This is a genomic window from Arthrobacter sp. U41 (assembly GCF_001750145.1).
Taxonomy (GTDB): domain Bacteria; phylum Actinomycetota; class Actinomycetes; order Actinomycetales; family Micrococcaceae; genus Arthrobacter.
Genome location: NZ_CP015734.1, coordinates 35,363 through 50,461 on the forward strand (window position 1 = coordinate 35,363; position 15,099 = coordinate 50,461).

The following is a 15,099-nucleotide window of genomic DNA, read 5'->3' on the forward strand; positions in this document are numbered from 1 at the left end:
GAGATGACTACCGACATCGGCCGCTTCAGCTCAAGCGACACAGAAACACCAGCGGAGCCCCCGGCAGAAGAGCAAAGCCGGCTGAATTGGTCTACGGCTCAGCCGAAGAGTTTCTGCATGAGCAGTTGCTGCCAACGTACGTCCGCGACGTCGACGGTCGCGCCGCGAAGTGGTGCATCGAGTGGTACTTCCACCCGGAAGCAGTCACCCGGGTAGAGGCACTGTGGCGGGCCTGGGAACACCTCAGGCTGGATGGAGCCACAGGTATCAGTGTCTGGTTCAAGGACCACGCGGACCACCACATGAGCGTGCTCCTGGACCCACGCGGCCCGTTCTATAAATGCGACATGCAAAAGCACCGCGATCCCGACCAATTGGAACCCAAGAAAGCACCGGCCGGGTGGTTCCCAGATCTACGTGCACAGCTCGCATAGAACGCGCCTCGACATGAATGGGGAGACGCCGTTGGCAGTCTCCCCATTTTTTCAACCCGAAATCGGTGATTCTGGCGGGTCAAAGGTGATGAACCCGTCGGGCGGCTCGATACCACTGAACAAAGCCATGTTCTCTATTGTGTTCAAGGTGAAAAGCTCGGTGTAGGTCATCCGCTCCATAAGAGAAGTCCGCCGTCCGTTCATCCTGAAACCGGCCCACGACTGGATTTCGGGGTCGATTCCAACACCTCTGAGGTCGACTTTCATGTCAAAGCGTGACACTGGTTTGCTCGTGGTGAAGCGGCCGATCAAAAGCTCACCTTCGATGTGTTGATATGGCTCCACTGACGCATCAAAAGTCGCCGCCACGTCTGCAGGGAGCAGCAGACGGATTCGATGCTCGCTGACCGTACCTAAGCTCACGTGAAGGCTTCTGTGCCGGTCGATTCTGGCTAGTTCATGGACCCAGTAGACCAGGGTGCTTTCGGGACCGTAAGCGCCATGATAGGGCTGGGCCGCTTCAACTTTTTCGAGAATGCTCTCAGGAACACCCGATAGGCGCTTGCGCTGGCTCGCGTACTCTTTCGGGGTCGAACAGATTGGATACTGGATGCGCTCAGCCAGCGGGGGCGGATTCTGCCCAGTGGCTGATGCAACCCAAGCATAGAGGCCGTTATCTAGAGCCGCACGAACCGTTGCCAGCCAGTCACTGAATGCCAGAGACATCTCTACCGGGGCTTGCTCGCGTGTGACGGCGAAAACTTCGAACGTCGTTGAGGTGACATTGCGGACGTCGATATCCCAAGGATGGGTTGAAATGTATTGCTTCCAAGCCTCGCCGAATTCTTTCCTCTTCGCTTCGGCATGGTGGAGTCTTGCGAAAGCGAAGTCAAAGAGTTGCTGCATGCTCTAACTTTAGATGCCAGCCTTAGACCAGCCGGTGCACTTCTCGCGCCGACCGTAGAGTTTGGGCATGAGAACAATACTGATAGTTATTCAGGTGCCAGCGTCAGATCGGGCCGCCGCCACAACCGCCCTCGAAGGAGCTGGATTCAACGTACGTCTTGATCTCGACTACCCCGTCGATGCAGGAACCACAGCTCTCGAGCTAGAGATCGCATATCCCACGGCTGAAAGCCACGACGTCCAAGCCGACTACCAGGCCATCGCGTTGCGGGATAAGACACTCCAAGACGTTGGAATCGAATTTCAACATCTTTCCAACGGGGTCCATAGCGGCCCCTCGCTCTCGACTTATATCGTTCGGAGGAGAAATGACCCAGACGGCGGGGAGCGCACTGTTCTAGCGAAGGATTGGAACCAATTCCTTAGCGTTTATGGAGCGGCCTACGGGGACTTTGACGAAGGAGAATTGGAGGTCAGTGTTGTCGGCCTCGCCGCTAATGACCCCCGCAACTGAAGAAGCGTAAGGAGGGGGACGCCTGTTGGCGTCCCCCTCCTTACCTAGGGACGTGTCCTAACGGCTCAAGCCATTTTTGCCTCTCTCAGCGCCCACTGACGCTCCCCTGCGGGACTTTCTGGCCTTCGTGGCGCCCTTACCCATTGTCACCGCTGCGCTGGGGTGTGTTGCTTCGCTGCGGGCTGCAACAAGCCGCCCACGAACCTGGGCTTCGTTGGCTCCACTGTTCTCCAATGAATCCGCGAACTTCTCCAAGTGCTCCGCCGAACCGTAGCCGGCAGCCGACGTCGTCTCCGTTTTGAGGCCCTGGTCTTTGATCCGGGTGCTGTCGTTGCCGGTGACACGGTTCTCGATTTCACGGCCGACGCTCTCCATGCGGGCGAAGAGTTCCTTCTCGGCCCGTTCGTAGCGCTGCTCCACGGGCGTCCGTTCAGAGCCCTTGAAACCGCCCTCGGCCAAAAGCTTAGCCTCGTGCATCTCCTTGGCGGCCTTTACGAACGCAGGATCCTCGAAGTGCGAGGCACCGGCGCCGTTGACGTTCGCGGTCGTCTCCTTGCGCAGCTGGTCGAGGTCGGGACCGTTGATGCCGTCCTTGCCGATGAGGAACAGACGTTCCTGAACGGTGGCGTCGGCGGCCGCCACTGCTGCGGGGGTCTTGGCGCTGTGCGCGGTCTGCAAGGCCTGGGCCAGTTCGGGGTTCGCCAAATATTCCGCGGGTACCTGGTGGCGTTCCATTTCGGGGGCCAGCGTCGCGGCCTGTGCGCGGAGTTCTTCGGCGCGGGCAGCGGCGAGCAGGCCCATGGCTTTTTCGTGTTCGGCGGCGGCCTTGCGTGTTTCTTCCTGGCTGCGGGCCAGCTCGTCCTGCCGGGCCTTTTCCGTGGTGATGGTCTGGATCCCTGATTCCAGATAGGCGGCGTCAGTGCCGACGTCGTGGGTGTCGATGCCGTAGCGCGTGAAGACTTCCTGACGGATCTTTTCCGAGGCGGCGAGTGCGGTGGGGTCGTGGTCTTTCCAGCCTTCAGCGACGGCGTGGGCCGTGGCAATGTCGTGGGGCCCGGCTTTGTCCCACCACTGGTCCTTTTCCACCGGGGCCAGCGCTGCGTGGGCTGCGCTGCGTTCGGCGGCGAGGCGTGCCTGTGCTTCGTGCGCCATCTGGGCATCTTGGTGTTCCTGCTGCCGCTGGGATTCCTGCCGGCGGCGGGCCAGAGTCTCGGCAATGCGTGAGGCGATCATCAGCGACTGGCGTAGCCCGCCGTCCACAACATCGTCCATTCCATCTGCTTCACTCATCGTGTTCCCCTTGCACTAGTGGTGTGAGTCTTATCGGTCCAGGCCCGGCCCGGAGTCGCGTCGGCTGGGCTGGTAGGTCTTGGCCGGCGTTGCCGGTGTTGGCGTTGTGGGCACTGCTGATCCCGGGCGAATGGGGACCATGCCGCGCCGGGCGATGTCGATTGACCTGGGCGGCACTGCTGCTTCCGTAGCCGGCTGCTGTTCTGCACCCACCAGCACGGCCTTGGGCATGGTGCCGGTGAACGGGGCAAGCTGTTGCTCGACCACTGCTCGGATGCGCTGCGCCTCCCTTGTCCGTCCGGACTGGGCATGCATTTCATAGACGGCGAAGGCGGTGTTGATCAGCTGCACCATGAGTGCTGTTTGGGCGGCCGTTTTGTTTTTGCTGGATGCGGCCATGAACAACATGGCGGTCCCGGCAATCGACGGTAGCGCGACGGGTTTGCTGTGTTCCCGTGGTGCGCGGAGCTGGGCGGTGCGGGACAGTTCGGCGGCGGTGGCCGCCAGCGGTCCCGGTGTCGGTTCCAGCCGGTAGGACCACGCCGCGAACGCACCCGATACTTCCCTGGCCGCTTTCGCCCACGTCGCGTGATCATCCCGCGGGATGGTGCGCAGCTGATCCGCCAGTGCGGTCGCGTTCCGGGTGTACTGGACCCACATTTCCGCCGGCGGTGTTGCGTGCTCGGGGCCGGTCTTGGAGACGGTGCGTTTGTTGCGGGCCGCCGCGTTCCACTCGGCCGCGGCTTCCGTTGCGAGCTGAGGTGACTCCATCCACTCTTCACGCAAAGCACCGAGCTTAAGGTCGGAGGCGAGGGTGCCGCCGCCGAACCAGATGGGCCGTTCGCCCTGCTTCGGGCGTTCTGCTACGGAGTACCCGACAATGACGTCGGTGGTGTTCTTCGCGTAGCGGGGACGGACCAGCATGCCGGTCTCCCGGGCGCGCCGGACGAACTCACCTTCGGTCGCGGAGGAGCTGGCGCTGGCGCGGACTTTCCGGGCCAGGGATGAGCGGTGCATTTCCCGCTCGTCCCGGACGGCGGTGGCTTTCTCCGCCTGGTCGTAGCCGCGGGTGGCGTGCACGGTGGAGAGCTGTTCCAGCCCGTACTTGACCTCCAGCTCACGGCAGGTCTGCTGCGCTCGTTTGTAGTCGCCGTGGGTGGAGGCTTTCGTGCCGTCCTCCCGGACCAGGGAGACGGCCAGGTGGATGTGGTGGTTGCCGTTCTCACTGGTGCCGTGGTTGACCGCAACCCACCGGCACTGTGCCTTTCCGCTGGCTTCGGTGAAGCCCATGGAGTCCATGAAGTCGTTGGCGATATCGCCCCACTGCTGATCCGTCAGCGCGCCCTCTTCGGCACGCAGACTCAGCGAGCAGTGCCACACGGACGCGTCCTTGTACCCGACGTGGACGCGTTCCTTTTTGGCCGCGTCCCACTGCATGTCTTTGATCTGCACCGACACACCGAACAACTTGCGCGGGCGGTCCAAGTGCTTGGCAATCGCCAGGGCATCGTCACGGTCCAGGACACCGTCGTCGTACCAAGACATGATCGCAGCATCCCCAGCCACTAGGTGTGGATCACTGTGGGCGTTCTTCGTCTTTTCGGTATCAGTCGAAGTCAGGTAAACCATGAGCCCTGACATCCGAGAACCGCGGGTGATGTTCGGAATCATCCCTACATCAACCCGTCAATGGCGTCGTCGATTCGCATGGCTACGGAGCGGATGTGCTTCAACGCTTCGCGGGCCTCGGCGGGAAACTCGCCAGTGGCATTGGCCTGGCGCGCCAGCTGGTTGATGTTGTTCGAGGAACGGGCCAACAGATTGTGCAGTGACATCAGCTCCGCACCAATGGCCCGACGTTCCGTTGTCGTCTCGTGGGTCTCCGACAGCGCCGAAGAAATCAGCAGGTTCGGAACAGTAACCTTCTCCCGTTCGGCCTTCGCAACAAGGGCCGCTTCTTCCTCGACCGTGACCCACACGTCACGGCGCTTCTTTGTCCCCGCCGGAGTGTTCTCCCGACGGCGGCGCGACAGATTGAAACGGTGAGCGAATCCCTCATCCGACATTCAATCCATCCCTTCAACGGCCCAGCGCAGCGACCCCGGAACCGGGGACCACACTGACCAGTGTGACGCACCCGACCGCCAGTGTCGAGCGCGACAAGCCACTTACACCCGTGTAAGTGTATAGCTTGCTCCGGACGGTCTTCTTTGAGGGTTTTTGCTCTTTCACGCCTGGTCACCAAAAACCCTCTTTCCGGTGTCGGTGATGACCGATAGGGTTTGGGGTATGGATATCAACGACATCGCCGCTAAAGCCGCCGCCAAGATTGACGCCGCTCGGGATACCAAGGTCAGCGCCGTAAAGACGGCCGCTGCCAGCGGTGTCGAGGTCCAGGAAGCTGCTCAGCTGCTCGCCGCAGCGGAACAGAAGTACGCCAAGGACTACCAGGCGGCGCTCCGCGCAGACTGGACCGAATCCGACCTGCGCGGCTTCGGCCTGGACGCCCCAGCCAAGAAGGCCGGCGGGCGACCCCGTGGGCGTAAAACTGCACCGGCGTCGGCTCCCGTGGCTGGCGGTTCCGCGGAGTAGCCCCTCGCCCACCTGTGCACGGCAAAAGCTAACTCCTCCGGGCTTTTCCCGCACACACCTGGACGACGGGGGCCCACCTGACCGGCTGCACACCATCGCCAGGTCACCACGGGCGGGCAACGAACCCCAGGTGACCGGCGATCCTGCACAGCCGCCCATCGCGCCGGTACAGCACGACCGGCAACCTTCCCCACGGACTAAGACAGCCGGCCGCGTATCACCACGAGACGGGGCCGGCTTTTCTCAGCTCCGAACGACAAATGGCAACGCGACCATCGGCTCCGGGACGCACGAGTGGCCGTCGCGTCAACGTGACGGCCACTCGAATAAATGGTTGCACCGGTTCAGTCTTCGGCGGCTTCCTCTTCACCGACTTGGCCGGCCTCGATGCGGGCCTTCGTCTGGGCGTAGGCCCGCTCCAGATAGTCAGCTACGTCCGCCTCGCTCACCCGCCACACGCGCCTCCCGCCGAGTTGAACTCCGCGGAGTCCCTGGGATGCAAGCAGGGCATAAACCGTCGCCATTCCGACGTTCAGAATCTCCTTCACCTGGGCCAGCGTGAGCATCCTCAGGAACTGCATCCCGGGACGCTCCAGATCCGGGACAACCTCTCCCCCATCAGAGTTTCGTGCCATCGCGTTTAGCCCTCGTTCCGGTGTTGCAGTTCGTCCACTCGTTGTCTTCTGCCTCATCCGGTCCCCCAACTGCTGCCTGCCAGACAGCCTCCTGCTTATGGCGGGCAAGTACGTGATCGCAGCGTTCAGGTCTCTGCCCTGCACCAGGGGCCTGTGGCGGCCCTGACGGTGCGCAGCGTCAAAGGCATGCCGCGCCCGGTCGGGGCAGCCGGGACTCCCTGGGCCCGCCCTAAACTTCCCCGCCGGTGACCTGCTTCGGTTCTGCTGGGGTCTGCGGTGTGATGCGTTGCAGCAGGGCATCGTGTGCCTCCTGCAGGGTGCTCGTACGTGCCTCGGCGGCTGCCAGCCGGGTGAGAGCCGCGGCTGCCTCCCGGGTAGCATCCTGCGCAGCGGTCTGGGCCAGGGCGAACTGCTCCCCCGTCGCCGCCAACTGGGCCTCCAGCGCGGTGATCCTGGCCGTGAGTTCTGTGACGGCAGAGTCTTTCTCGGCACTTACTTTGTCCAGGTCCGCGACGAGTTCGGCGATCTCCAGGTTCAGGTCCTTCTTCTCCTGCGCCCAAGCCGTTTGGAGGCCGGCATGGCGCTCGTCGGCCAGCCCGGACGCTTCGGCCCAGCAGGCCCCGGCCAGGCGTGCGGCCTGTTCCAGCAGTGCGGCCGGCGCTGCGGCGAGCTGGCCCCCGGCGGCATGCTTCTCCTCCGTCCACTCCTTCAGGTAGCGGGTGGCATCGGCGTTGCTCACGCCCGCCGCAGCCCGCACCGTCGACACGGTCGGCCGTCGCTCGGCACTGATCTGCTCCGCAGCAGCGAACACACGGTCTTTCACACTCAACGTCACGGCGACAACCTCAGGGGTAGTAGTAGGAGTAGTAGTAATCCTACTACTCCTACGGCTTTCCCCGCCACTACCAGCCCCGGATATCTGCCAAGACGCCCACAGTGAGGCCCTCTCCTGAGGGGAGGGTAAGCGCATGCCTGAGCCGGGGCCGATGAGCCCGAGGAGTCCGTCCTCTATCAGGGGGGCGACGAAGCGGCCACACATGCCCGAGCGCGGATCTCTTAAAAGCGGAGGGGCCGGCGCACTGGGCGCCGGCCCCTCCTGGTTTTCCCTTGCAGCACGTGTGAGTGCCGGTAGGCCAGTAATCCCTGCCGCTCAGCTTCTATGAGCAGCAGGTCCTTTGCAATGTCAGCGTCGATAATCCGGTACCCGCCAAGGGACATCGTTTTGCGGGCTGCCGTCTTGCCGGCTCCCGGTGGGCCCGCCGTCACTACGACCGCTTGCCCACCGGCCGAGACGTCGCTTTGCAGCTGCATGTACGCGTGCGCTGTTCGTACGATTGCCAGATCATCGAAGTATTTGGTCAACTCGTCCGGTCGCTGATTGAGGGCACCCCCGGGCGCGAAAAGGTCAGTGAGGGCGGAATGGATTTCTTCCCTTTCAGCGGCCAATGGCCGCCCTGACGTTGTTGAACTCTTCTTCACTGAGAAGACCCTGCGCTACTGCAGCTACGACCTGATCCCAACTGCCCGGGATGCGTCCTTCATGCGGATACGGTGCCTCTTCGCCAAAGGTGTAGGCAAAGGTCTTGAGTTTGGCCACGAGTTCTTCCCGCGGTGTGTCGTAGGCGAAGGCGCGGAGGATTATCTCCTCGGGATCCAGCTCGAGGTTTCCTTCCCTGCGCTCGATTGCCTTCAACATGCGGTGAACTTTGGCTTGGCTGGTTGCCAGAACCTCGGCGATCTCCCGCTGGCTGAAGTTCCGCTGGGCCACATTCTGAACCGCCCGAAGATCGTCAAGCAGATCGACGCGCTGCCGGGCCTGGCGCTGCAGTGCCTGGCGATGCATTGCGGCGAGGCCGCTGTCCATGGTGAGCATCAGCTTTCCTTTCTTCGTGGGTTCTAGTCTAGCTCCTTGATTCACTGTGAATCAAGGAGCTGCGGATGTCGTTGCCGGGTGAGTTGATCCGATCATCTCTCGAGCGGGGATGACTCCAGCGCAACCACTCCTCCGTCTCGTATCCCTAGGGTTGCAAGACTACGAGTCGAGACATTTCAATGCCCTTGTCGCTTCAAGCAACTTGGTGTCTTGCTACTATGTCCTGCAAGTAGGAAGCAAAATTGCGATGGTCAACCACTGTTGCGGGACACTTTGGAGCCGAAAATGGGCAAGCTGATCGGATACGCCCGGGTATCGACCCGGGCACAGGACACCGACCGGCAGATCGCGGACCTGCGGGCTGCCGGAGTGCGACGGGATGACCTCTACATTGACCATGGGGTCAGCGGAGCCAGGGCATTGAGGCCGGCATTCGGTATGGCTCTTGATGCCCTGCATGAGGGCGACACCCTGGTGATCACCACGCTGGACCGGTTGGGGCGCTCCACCGCCAACATGCTGGAGCTGGCCACAGTGCTGCGAAAGCGAGGGATCGGTCTTCGCGTGCTGAACCTCGGCGGCGGCGACGTGGACACGGGCACGCCGATGGGCGGCATGGTCTTCACCGTCCTGGCAGCCCTCGCGCAGATGGAACTGGAGATCAAACGGGAACGGATCACCGATTCAGTGTCCAAGCGCCGGGCCGCCGGCAGAGACCTGGGCGGGCGCCGGGAACGGTTCACCGACAGCCAGATCGAGAACGCCCGCCGCCTGATCGACGCCGGGCAGCCCGCCACCCAGGTGGCCGTTGACCTGGGCATGTCCCGGGCGACGCTGTACCGGCGCGTCGGCGAACTCGACGCCCGACAATGGATCACCGCCCAGACTCCCTGAACACAACCACATGCCGTGCGCGGAACGTCCCTGTTCTGTTCGGTCGCTGTGGGACGCCTTCAGAGGGGCGACTGCTGACGGTTCAGTTGTCACATAGGTCCGAACGCCGATAACTGATCGTGTCAACAAAACATCGACCTGCCGCGATGGACGGAGGAGGGGAAGGGCACGGCCCGACCGGTGTGGTCGGGCCGTGCCCTTTGCCGCACTCTCGTGTTGGGGCGCCTAGTCCTTCTTGAAGGCGTCCTTGACCTTTTCGCCGGCCTGCTTCAGGTCAGCTTGCCCTGGTCAACCTTGCCTTCGGCTTTGAGGTCGTGATCTCCGGTGGCGTTCCCGGCAGCTTCCTTGCCCTTACCGCCAAGCTTCTCGGCGGTGTTGTCGATTTTGTCGTCCACACCCATGAGGATCACCCTTCCGGTCGTTCCCGCCGGACTCTCCCCGGCGGCTGACCCTTCCATCCTAGCCACCACCGGACACCGCCCCGCCGGGTCGGGCGTCCGGTTTGCTGTCCGCGAACGGCGGTCCAACCGCCGGTGTCCTCCGAAGATGCAGCCACTGCTTACTGCCCGTGCCGGGCGTCGTTCGCGTCCGCGCGGCACCGCCCATCAGTCCGGCGGTTTTGTCCGGGATTCGCGCTGGTGGTCCTCGAGCTTCTTCTCGGAATCCCGGCGACGCTGGCCCACGGTGCGCATCGGCTGCGTGATCGGCCTCTTCGGGTTCTCCTTATCCAAACCCTGGTCACGATTTTCCTCGCCGCCCCCAGAAGTCCCTTCCGCGCCGGGATGTGTGCTCTCGCTCATACAAGCATCGTCCCACCCGGCAAGCCCGGGCACTAGCCGTACAGGGCAAGAGCCAATTCCGGGCCGCCCGTCACCCGGGGCCGGCCAGCGGGGTACCGGGCGGCACCATCCGATTCTGACTGCCGGGCACCAGACCCGTCCGGACACGGGGGTCGGGGACGGCAAGGGCCGCAAAGGCGGCGTCACCGGCGGAGCGAAGGTCCCGTTCAAGGCAGGCAGCCTGATCGAAAAAACGCCAAGGAAATTGCCGCGGACGAGGAATCCCACGTCAAATTCCTCCGCACCGCGCTCGGAAAAGCCGCTCTTTCCCGGCCCCAGATTGACCTGGAAGCCAGCTTCACCGCCGCCGCAATGGCCGCGGGCCTGATCAAAGCAGGCCAGAAGTTCAACCCCTTCGCCGACGAGGCCAGCTTCCTTCTCGGCGCGTTCATCTTCGAAGACGTCGGCGTCACGGCATACAAAGGAGCAGCCCCGCTGATCGATAACAAAACCTACCTCGAAGCCGCCGCCGGGATCCTCGCCGTCGAGGCCTACCACGCCGGCATCATCAGAACCACCCTGTACGCACGTGATCTGCAGGCGCCCGCCCAAGCGATCTCTGATGCCCGGAACAGCCTCGACGGATCCACCGACCTCGACCAGGGGATCGGCACCAAAGACACTGCCAACCTCGTCCCGACCGACGCGAACGGCATTGCCTTCAGCCGCAGCCCCGGACAGGTCCTGAACATCGCCTACCTCACCTCCAAGGCAGCAAAAGCAGGCGGGTTCTTCCCCAAGGGCGTCAACGGCGACATCAACCGAAGCGCCGCCAGCTCCTGACCCAGCACCCTCCGCAAACGCCCGGACCGCGGAAGGCACACTCCTAGCGGTTCCTGACGGCGTAGTCCGTGGACTCCCTGCCCCACGGCAAGCGCGTCGCCCCGGTCAGCGTCAGGCGCTGGCCTGCGCGTCGAGTAGGCGTGTCCTCGGCCCGGCGCTCCCTGGCCGGAGGGAGGTACGCATCGATTGCGCCGATACGTTCTGGTTGGTGGCGGCGCCCCGGGGACTGACGCGAGAGCGTTTGGGCCGGCGTCCCGGCCCGGGCCGGCATGGTGCCAGTCCCGGGCACCAATGGCTAGAGATTCTCCAGCTCGGAGCCTGGAGTTGTCTGGTCCGCTGTGGCTGCGGTTTCCGTTGTGCGCTTAGCTGTCCGCTGCTCGCGGTTGCGGTCGTTCAGCAGGCACAGCCCGATGGCCGCGAAGAACGGCGCCAGCATGGGACCGGCACGGTAGAACATGCTCATGGCGTCCGGGCCGGGCGCGGCCATGACGGCGAAGAGACAAACCAGGAAGACCGTGATGCGCCAGCTCTTGACGAGCCGCTTGCCCTTGACCAGCCCGGCCAGGATACAAAGGACAGATACACTCGGGCGCTGATGAAGTTGGAGCCGCCCGACGGCGCGGACAGCCCGGTCCCCGCCGTATTAGGGGCTATTTCGCCAGGAATTGGATCAGTGTTTTGTTCCATTCCTCGGGGTGGCTGACATTGCATCCATGCGGTCCGCCGGCGATGACATGCAGTTCGCTGCCGGCCAGGGTCGCGTGGGTGCGCTGGCCGGATCCCGCGAATGGGACGGTGGCGTCGCCGTCGCCGTGGAGCACGAGTGCCGGGACGGTCACTTTGAGCAGGTCATCGCGGAAGTCCGTCGCGCCGAAGGCGGCCATGCAGGCAAGGGCTGCTTTCTTGTCTGCCTGCTTACATAACGCGAGGGCGTCCTGGCGCTGGCCTTCGCTGACCATGAGTTCTCCGTTGACGGAGAAGAACGTGCGGGTAAATCCGTCATAGAACTCATCTTCATCCTTGGTCAGGTCAGCGGTCATCTTCGCGGCCGCGTCCTTGGTCAGGGGACCGTCAGGGTTGTCCTCGGTCTGCATCAGGTAGGGCGGGACGGCAGAGGCGAAGACCACGCTGCGCAGCCGCTCGGCACCGTACCGGGTGAAGTAGCGGGCGACCTCGCCCCCGCCCATGGAGAAACCGACCAGGGTGACCTCGTTGAGGTCAAGCTGCTCCAGCAGTGCGTGCAGGTCCTCGGTCAGGGTGTCGTACGTGTACCCGGCCCTGGGTTTGTCGCTGCGGCCAAAACCGCGCCGGTCATAGGTGATGACCCGGTATCCGGCGCCCTGAAGGGCCGGAACCTGGGCCTGGAACGCTTCCCCCGACAGCGGCCACCCGTGGATCAGGACCACCGGGCGCCCCGGCCCGCCGGTGTCATCGACGTGCAGGTTGGTGTCCTTGAACAATCCGTGATGTGCAGTAATTTCAGTCATGACTCACCCTTCGATGTGAAATGCGGTGTGTAGTGCGCCGGATGGGGCCAGCCTACACAGACCATCAGCATGCTGGCTTTCACCATCGGAAAACGTCCTCCGGGCATGGCCGGCCTGTTTAGGGGGCTGCGGGGGCAGTCCGTGAGGGCGGGGGTGACGAATAGGGTGTGCGGGGTGGTTTACTGATGGGCGCGCCGTCCGGCGTGTTGAGGACACATCCCTGAAGGGATTCTCATGAGAATGATCAACAAGGTCCTGATCGTAGCTGCGGCTGTGTCGTTGGCCGGCATCACAGGATGCGCCGGTTCGGGCGGGGGCTCTGCCACCACGCCGCCTCCGGCCAGCAGCACCGCTTCTGGCCCGTCAGCTGATGCTTCGGCACCGGCCGGTGAGGCGACTATTACGATCAGGGACTTCGCGTTTGAGGTTCCGGCGTCCGTGAAGCCGGGGGTGATGGTGACGGTGACGAACGCGGACAGCGCCCCGCACACACTCACGGCCAAGAGTGAAGGCGGGTTCGACGTTGAGGTCCAGGCCGGCGGGACGGTGGTTTTCGAGGCGCCGCAGGACCCCGCTGAATATGGGATTACCTGTACTTTTCACCCGCAGATGAGCGGGACGCTGGTCGTAAGATGAGCCCAGTAGACCTGAAACCTGCTGAACGGACGCGTCCTCTCTGGGTCTTGCGGATCTCTGTCGCAGCGGGCCTGGTGGTCAGTGCGGTGATCCATGTCCAGCTTGCACCCGGTTATCAGCAGGCCGCACCGGGGGGCATTGGTCAGGGCACCCTGTTCCTGGTTCAGGCCGGAGCCGCAGCCCTGGTGGCGGTGTTTGTGCTGCTGAAAGGTTCCCGGACAGCTTTCGCTGCCGCTGCAATCGTAGGGGTGTCTTCGCTGGCCGCTGTCATTCTTTACCGGTATGTTCAGGTCCCTGCCCTCGGGCCGCTGCCGGGGATGTACGAACCCGTCTGGTACACGGCCAAGGTCATCACTGCCGTCGCTGAAGCCGTCGCCGGAGGGCTGGCTCTGACCGGCTTTGCCCTGCAACGGCGAGGAGCGCGGTTCGGATCAGCCACACAGAGGCGCGGGCGTCACGGCCCGTCGCACGCCTGAGCAAGCTCCGGAAGTTGCGGCCTTGTAAACGTCATTCCGTGGCCTGCCCGGCTCACACCGGGTTCAACTCAAACTGCGATTATCAAATTATTGTGGTCCATATCACTTGTTTGTCCATCCTTTTGATGTTTGGCTTCGAAGTGCTTGTGTCCCTTACTTTGGGACGTCGTCAAAATCACACGCGCGTGTAAGAGGAGATATTTCAAATGAATAAGACACTCCGCTTTATGGCAGTACCTACTCTCGCTTTGGCCGCACTGGCCCTTTCCGGCTCCCCGGCAATGGCCGCGGACCAGTCCTACCAGTCCACCCTGGGTCAGCTCAACGGCAGTGCAGGCTCGGGCACCATCACCGTTGATGTCACCGGCAACCAGGCCCACGTCGTCCTGAAAGTTTCGGGGATGCCCGCAACCTTCATGGACGCCCCGTACCCGCACGTCCAGCACATCCACGGCGGCAAGCAGGGTGTTTGCCCCGCACCCTCGGCCGATAAGGACGGCGACAAGGTCATCTCCACCACCGAGGGTGACCCGGCCTACGGCCCCATCCAGACCACGCTCTCGACCAGTGGCGACACCAGCCCGGCAGCCGGTACGGATCTTAAGCTCGCCGGCCAGGGCGCGTCCTACACCGTCGACCGCACGTTCGAACTGAACGCCGAGACCCAGGCATCCCTGAAAGCAGGAACCGCGGTTGTCGTCGTCCACGGCCTGGACCCGGCCACGCTGAGCACTGCCGCCCAGGCGGCGAAGAGCGACATCGTTCCGAGCCTTCCGCTGGCAGCTACCTCCCCCGCCCTGTGCGGGACCTTGAAGGCCGGGCAGATGAAAATGCCCGCAGGCGGCGCTGACACCGGCGTCACCCAGGAAACCGGCACCGACACCGGAGCCCTCGCCCTCGGCGGCGGCCTCGTCCTCGTCGCCCTCGCCGGCGGAGCCTACGTCGTGCGCCGCCGCCGCAACGCCGGCACGGCAGCCTAAGCACCGATTGAACGGATCACTACAGTGAGAACCAAGAACCCCGGCCGCCACGGAGGCCTCCCGGCCTCCGTGGCGGCCGGGGTTCTGCTCCTGCTGTCCCTGGCCGGCTGCGCCGCCGGAACCGCCGATGCCGGGTCCGCTCCTCCCGCTTCCCTTGCAACCTCGGCGTCGGCCTCGGCCACCCCGACCGCCCCTCCCCCGGCAACTGCAGCCACACCACCCCCCGCCCCCGCAGAGGCCCCGCCCGCAAAGCAGCTTCCACCGGTGCCCGGCGCTTCCGCTCCCGTCACCCTCAGCATTCCCTCGATCAGGGTCCAGACGGATCTTCTCCATCTGGGGCTGCGCGAGAACGGCTCCCTGGAAGTACCGCAGGATACCGGCAGCGGCGCACCCGCCAGCTGGTACAACGGCTCCCCCACCCCCGGGGAAAGCGGCCCCTCGGTGATGCTCGGCCACGTGAACGCCCTCGGCGGGAATACCGGAGTCTTCGCGGACCTGCAGAAGCTCAAAAACGGCGACGAGATCAACGTGTCCCGAACCGACGGCAGCACCGCCGTGTTCACCGTTGACCGCGGAGCCCTCTACAGCAAGAACCAATTCCCCACCCTCGAGGTCTACGGCAACACACCGGGAGCCGAACTCCGGCTGATTACCTGCGACGGCTACGACCCCGCCACCGGGCTCTTCGATGACAACTACGTCATCTACGCCAAACTCAAAGCCTGACAACGGCCGCTGACCCGCAACACGGGGCGGCCAG

The 15,099-nt window shown here is 63.7% G+C and carries 17 protein-coding genes and 4 pseudogenes; 9 read left to right on the forward strand and 12 right to left on the reverse strand.

The window, feature by feature from the left end:
* The first annotated feature begins 3 nt into the window (after positions 1–3).
* Positions 4–434, forward strand: a pseudogene (locus tag ASPU41_RS20920) (DUF4913 domain-containing protein).
* Between the two features lie 51 nt (positions 435–485).
* On the opposite strand, the gene ASPU41_RS20925 reads toward ASPU41_RS20920, so the two are convergent.
* Positions 486–1,340 carry a hypothetical protein gene (locus tag ASPU41_RS20925; protein ID WP_069953004.1) on the reverse strand — a complete coding sequence of 285 codons (855 nt, stop codon included), beginning with the start codon at positions 1,338–1,340 and terminating at the stop codon, positions 486–488.
* Positions 1,341–1,407: 67 nt separating this feature from the next.
* Between ASPU41_RS20925 and ASPU41_RS20930 the strand changes: the two genes are divergently transcribed.
* Positions 1,408–1,854 carry a hypothetical protein gene (locus tag ASPU41_RS20930; RefSeq protein WP_157357176.1) on the forward strand — a complete coding sequence of 149 codons (447 nt, stop codon included), beginning with the start codon at positions 1,408–1,410 and terminating at the stop codon, positions 1,852–1,854.
* Between the two features lie 57 nt (positions 1,855–1,911).
* Here ASPU41_RS20930 and ASPU41_RS20935 read toward each other — a convergent pair whose 3' ends face one another.
* Genes ASPU41_RS20935 through ASPU41_RS20945 form a run of 3 tightly spaced genes read right to left on the reverse strand, consistent with a single transcriptional unit; the run spans position 1,912 to position 5,210 of the window.
* The gene (locus ASPU41_RS20935) at positions 1,912–3,144 is read right to left on the reverse strand and encodes a hypothetical protein (RefSeq protein ID WP_069953006.1); all 1,233 of its coding nucleotides are present in this window, start codon (positions 3,142–3,144) and stop codon (positions 1,912–1,914) included.
* 30 nt (positions 3,145–3,174) lie between these two features.
* A complete protein-coding gene (locus tag ASPU41_RS20940) occupies positions 3,175–4,815 on the reverse strand; it encodes a relaxase/mobilization nuclease domain-containing protein (RefSeq protein ID WP_069953007.1) in 1,641 nt (546 codons plus the stop codon).
* A gap of 2 nt (positions 4,816–4,817) precedes the next feature.
* Positions 4,818–5,210 carry a MobC family plasmid mobilization relaxosome protein gene (locus ASPU41_RS20945; RefSeq protein WP_197515886.1) on the reverse strand — a complete coding sequence of 131 codons (393 nt, stop codon included), beginning with the start codon at positions 5,208–5,210 and terminating at the stop codon, positions 4,818–4,820.
* A gap of 223 nt (positions 5,211–5,433) precedes the next feature.
* On the opposite strand from ASPU41_RS20945, the gene ASPU41_RS20950 reads away from it, so the two are divergent.
* Positions 5,434–5,736 (forward strand): hypothetical protein, encoded by a 303-nt coding sequence (locus ASPU41_RS20950; RefSeq protein WP_069953009.1) that lies wholly within the window; start codon positions 5,434–5,436, stop codon positions 5,734–5,736.
* A 344-nt stretch (positions 5,737–6,080) separates the two neighbouring features.
* Here ASPU41_RS20950 and ASPU41_RS20955 read toward each other — a convergent pair whose 3' ends face one another.
* The 3 genes from ASPU41_RS20955 to ASPU41_RS20970 all read right to left on the reverse strand — a co-directional run bounded on the left by ASPU41_RS20955 (position 6,081) and on the right by ASPU41_RS20970 (position 8,244).
* Positions 6,081–6,371 (reverse strand): helix-turn-helix domain-containing protein, encoded by a 291-nt coding sequence (locus ASPU41_RS20955; RefSeq protein WP_083266751.1) that lies wholly within the window; start codon positions 6,369–6,371, stop codon positions 6,081–6,083.
* A gap of 229 nt (positions 6,372–6,600) precedes the next feature.
* Positions 6,601–7,206 carry a DNA-binding protein gene (locus tag ASPU41_RS20960; protein WP_069953011.1) on the reverse strand — a complete coding sequence of 202 codons (606 nt, stop codon included), beginning with the start codon at positions 7,204–7,206 and terminating at the stop codon, positions 6,601–6,603.
* A 600-nt stretch (positions 7,207–7,806) separates the two neighbouring features.
* Positions 7,807–8,244 (reverse strand): hypothetical protein, encoded by a 438-nt coding sequence (locus tag ASPU41_RS20970; protein ID WP_069953013.1) that lies wholly within the window; start codon positions 8,242–8,244, stop codon positions 7,807–7,809.
* A gap of 285 nt (positions 8,245–8,529) precedes the next feature.
* Here ASPU41_RS20970 and ASPU41_RS20975 point away from each other — a divergent pair, with 285 nt between their 5' ends.
* Positions 8,530–9,138 (forward strand): recombinase family protein, encoded by a 609-nt coding sequence (locus tag ASPU41_RS20975; protein ID WP_069953014.1) that lies wholly within the window; start codon positions 8,530–8,532, stop codon positions 9,136–9,138.
* A gap of 225 nt (positions 9,139–9,363) precedes the next feature.
* Here ASPU41_RS20975 and ASPU41_RS20980 read toward each other — a convergent pair.
* Both ASPU41_RS20980 and ASPU41_RS22895 read right to left on the reverse strand, forming a co-directional pair.
* Positions 9,364–9,539: pseudogene (locus tag ASPU41_RS20980) on the reverse strand (CsbD family protein).
* Positions 9,540–9,743: 204 nt separating this feature from the next.
* On the reverse strand, positions 9,744–9,938 hold the full coding sequence (locus ASPU41_RS22895; RefSeq protein ID WP_157357177.1) for a hypothetical protein: 195 nt from the start codon (positions 9,936–9,938) through the stop codon (positions 9,744–9,746).
* 139 nt (positions 9,939–10,077) lie between these two features.
* Here ASPU41_RS22895 and ASPU41_RS22900 point away from each other — a divergent pair.
* Positions 10,078–10,760 (forward strand): annotated as a pseudogene (locus ASPU41_RS22900) (ferritin-like domain-containing protein); the annotation flags it as partial.
* 295 nt (positions 10,761–11,055) lie between these two features.
* On the opposite strand, the gene ASPU41_RS23635 reads toward ASPU41_RS22900, so the two are convergent.
* The 3 genes and pseudogenes from ASPU41_RS23635 to ASPU41_RS20995 form a co-directional block, all read right to left on the reverse strand.
* Positions 11,056–11,247: a hypothetical protein gene (locus ASPU41_RS23635; protein ID WP_231941617.1), complete on the reverse strand. Its 192-nt coding sequence runs from the start codon at positions 11,245–11,247 to the stop codon at positions 11,056–11,058.
* A 9-nt stretch (positions 11,248–11,256) separates the two neighbouring features.
* Positions 11,257–11,328, reverse strand: a pseudogene (locus tag ASPU41_RS23640) (hypothetical protein); the annotation flags it as partial.
* Positions 11,329–11,410: 82 nt separating this feature from the next.
* Positions 11,411–12,247, reverse strand: coding sequence for an alpha/beta fold hydrolase (locus ASPU41_RS20995; RefSeq protein ID WP_069953016.1), 837 nt, complete (start codon positions 12,245–12,247; stop codon positions 11,411–11,413).
* 234 nt (positions 12,248–12,481) lie between these two features.
* On the opposite strand from ASPU41_RS20995, the gene ASPU41_RS22390 reads away from it, so the two are divergent.
* From ASPU41_RS22390 to ASPU41_RS21015, 4 genes are all read left to right on the forward strand, one after another.
* On the forward strand, positions 12,482–12,883 hold the full coding sequence (locus ASPU41_RS22390) for a cupredoxin domain-containing protein (RefSeq protein ID WP_083266752.1): 402 nt from the start codon (positions 12,482–12,484) through the stop codon (positions 12,881–12,883).
* The gene (locus ASPU41_RS21005; protein WP_197515887.1) at positions 12,880–13,359 is read left to right on the forward strand and encodes a hypothetical protein; all 480 of its coding nucleotides are present in this window, start codon (positions 12,880–12,882) and stop codon (positions 13,357–13,359) included. Before ASPU41_RS22390 ends, ASPU41_RS21005 begins: the two co-directional genes overlap by 4 nt.
* A 206-nt stretch (positions 13,360–13,565) precedes the next feature.
* Entirely contained in the window at positions 13,566–14,339 is a 774-nt protein-coding gene (locus ASPU41_RS21010) for a CHRD domain-containing protein (RefSeq protein WP_069953017.1), read from the forward strand.
* A 24-nt stretch (positions 14,340–14,363) separates the two neighbouring features.
* The gene (locus ASPU41_RS21015; protein WP_069953018.1) at positions 14,364–15,065 is read left to right on the forward strand and encodes a sortase domain-containing protein; all 702 of its coding nucleotides are present in this window, start codon (positions 14,364–14,366) and stop codon (positions 15,063–15,065) included.
* Positions 15,066–15,099: the final 34 nt, after the last annotated feature.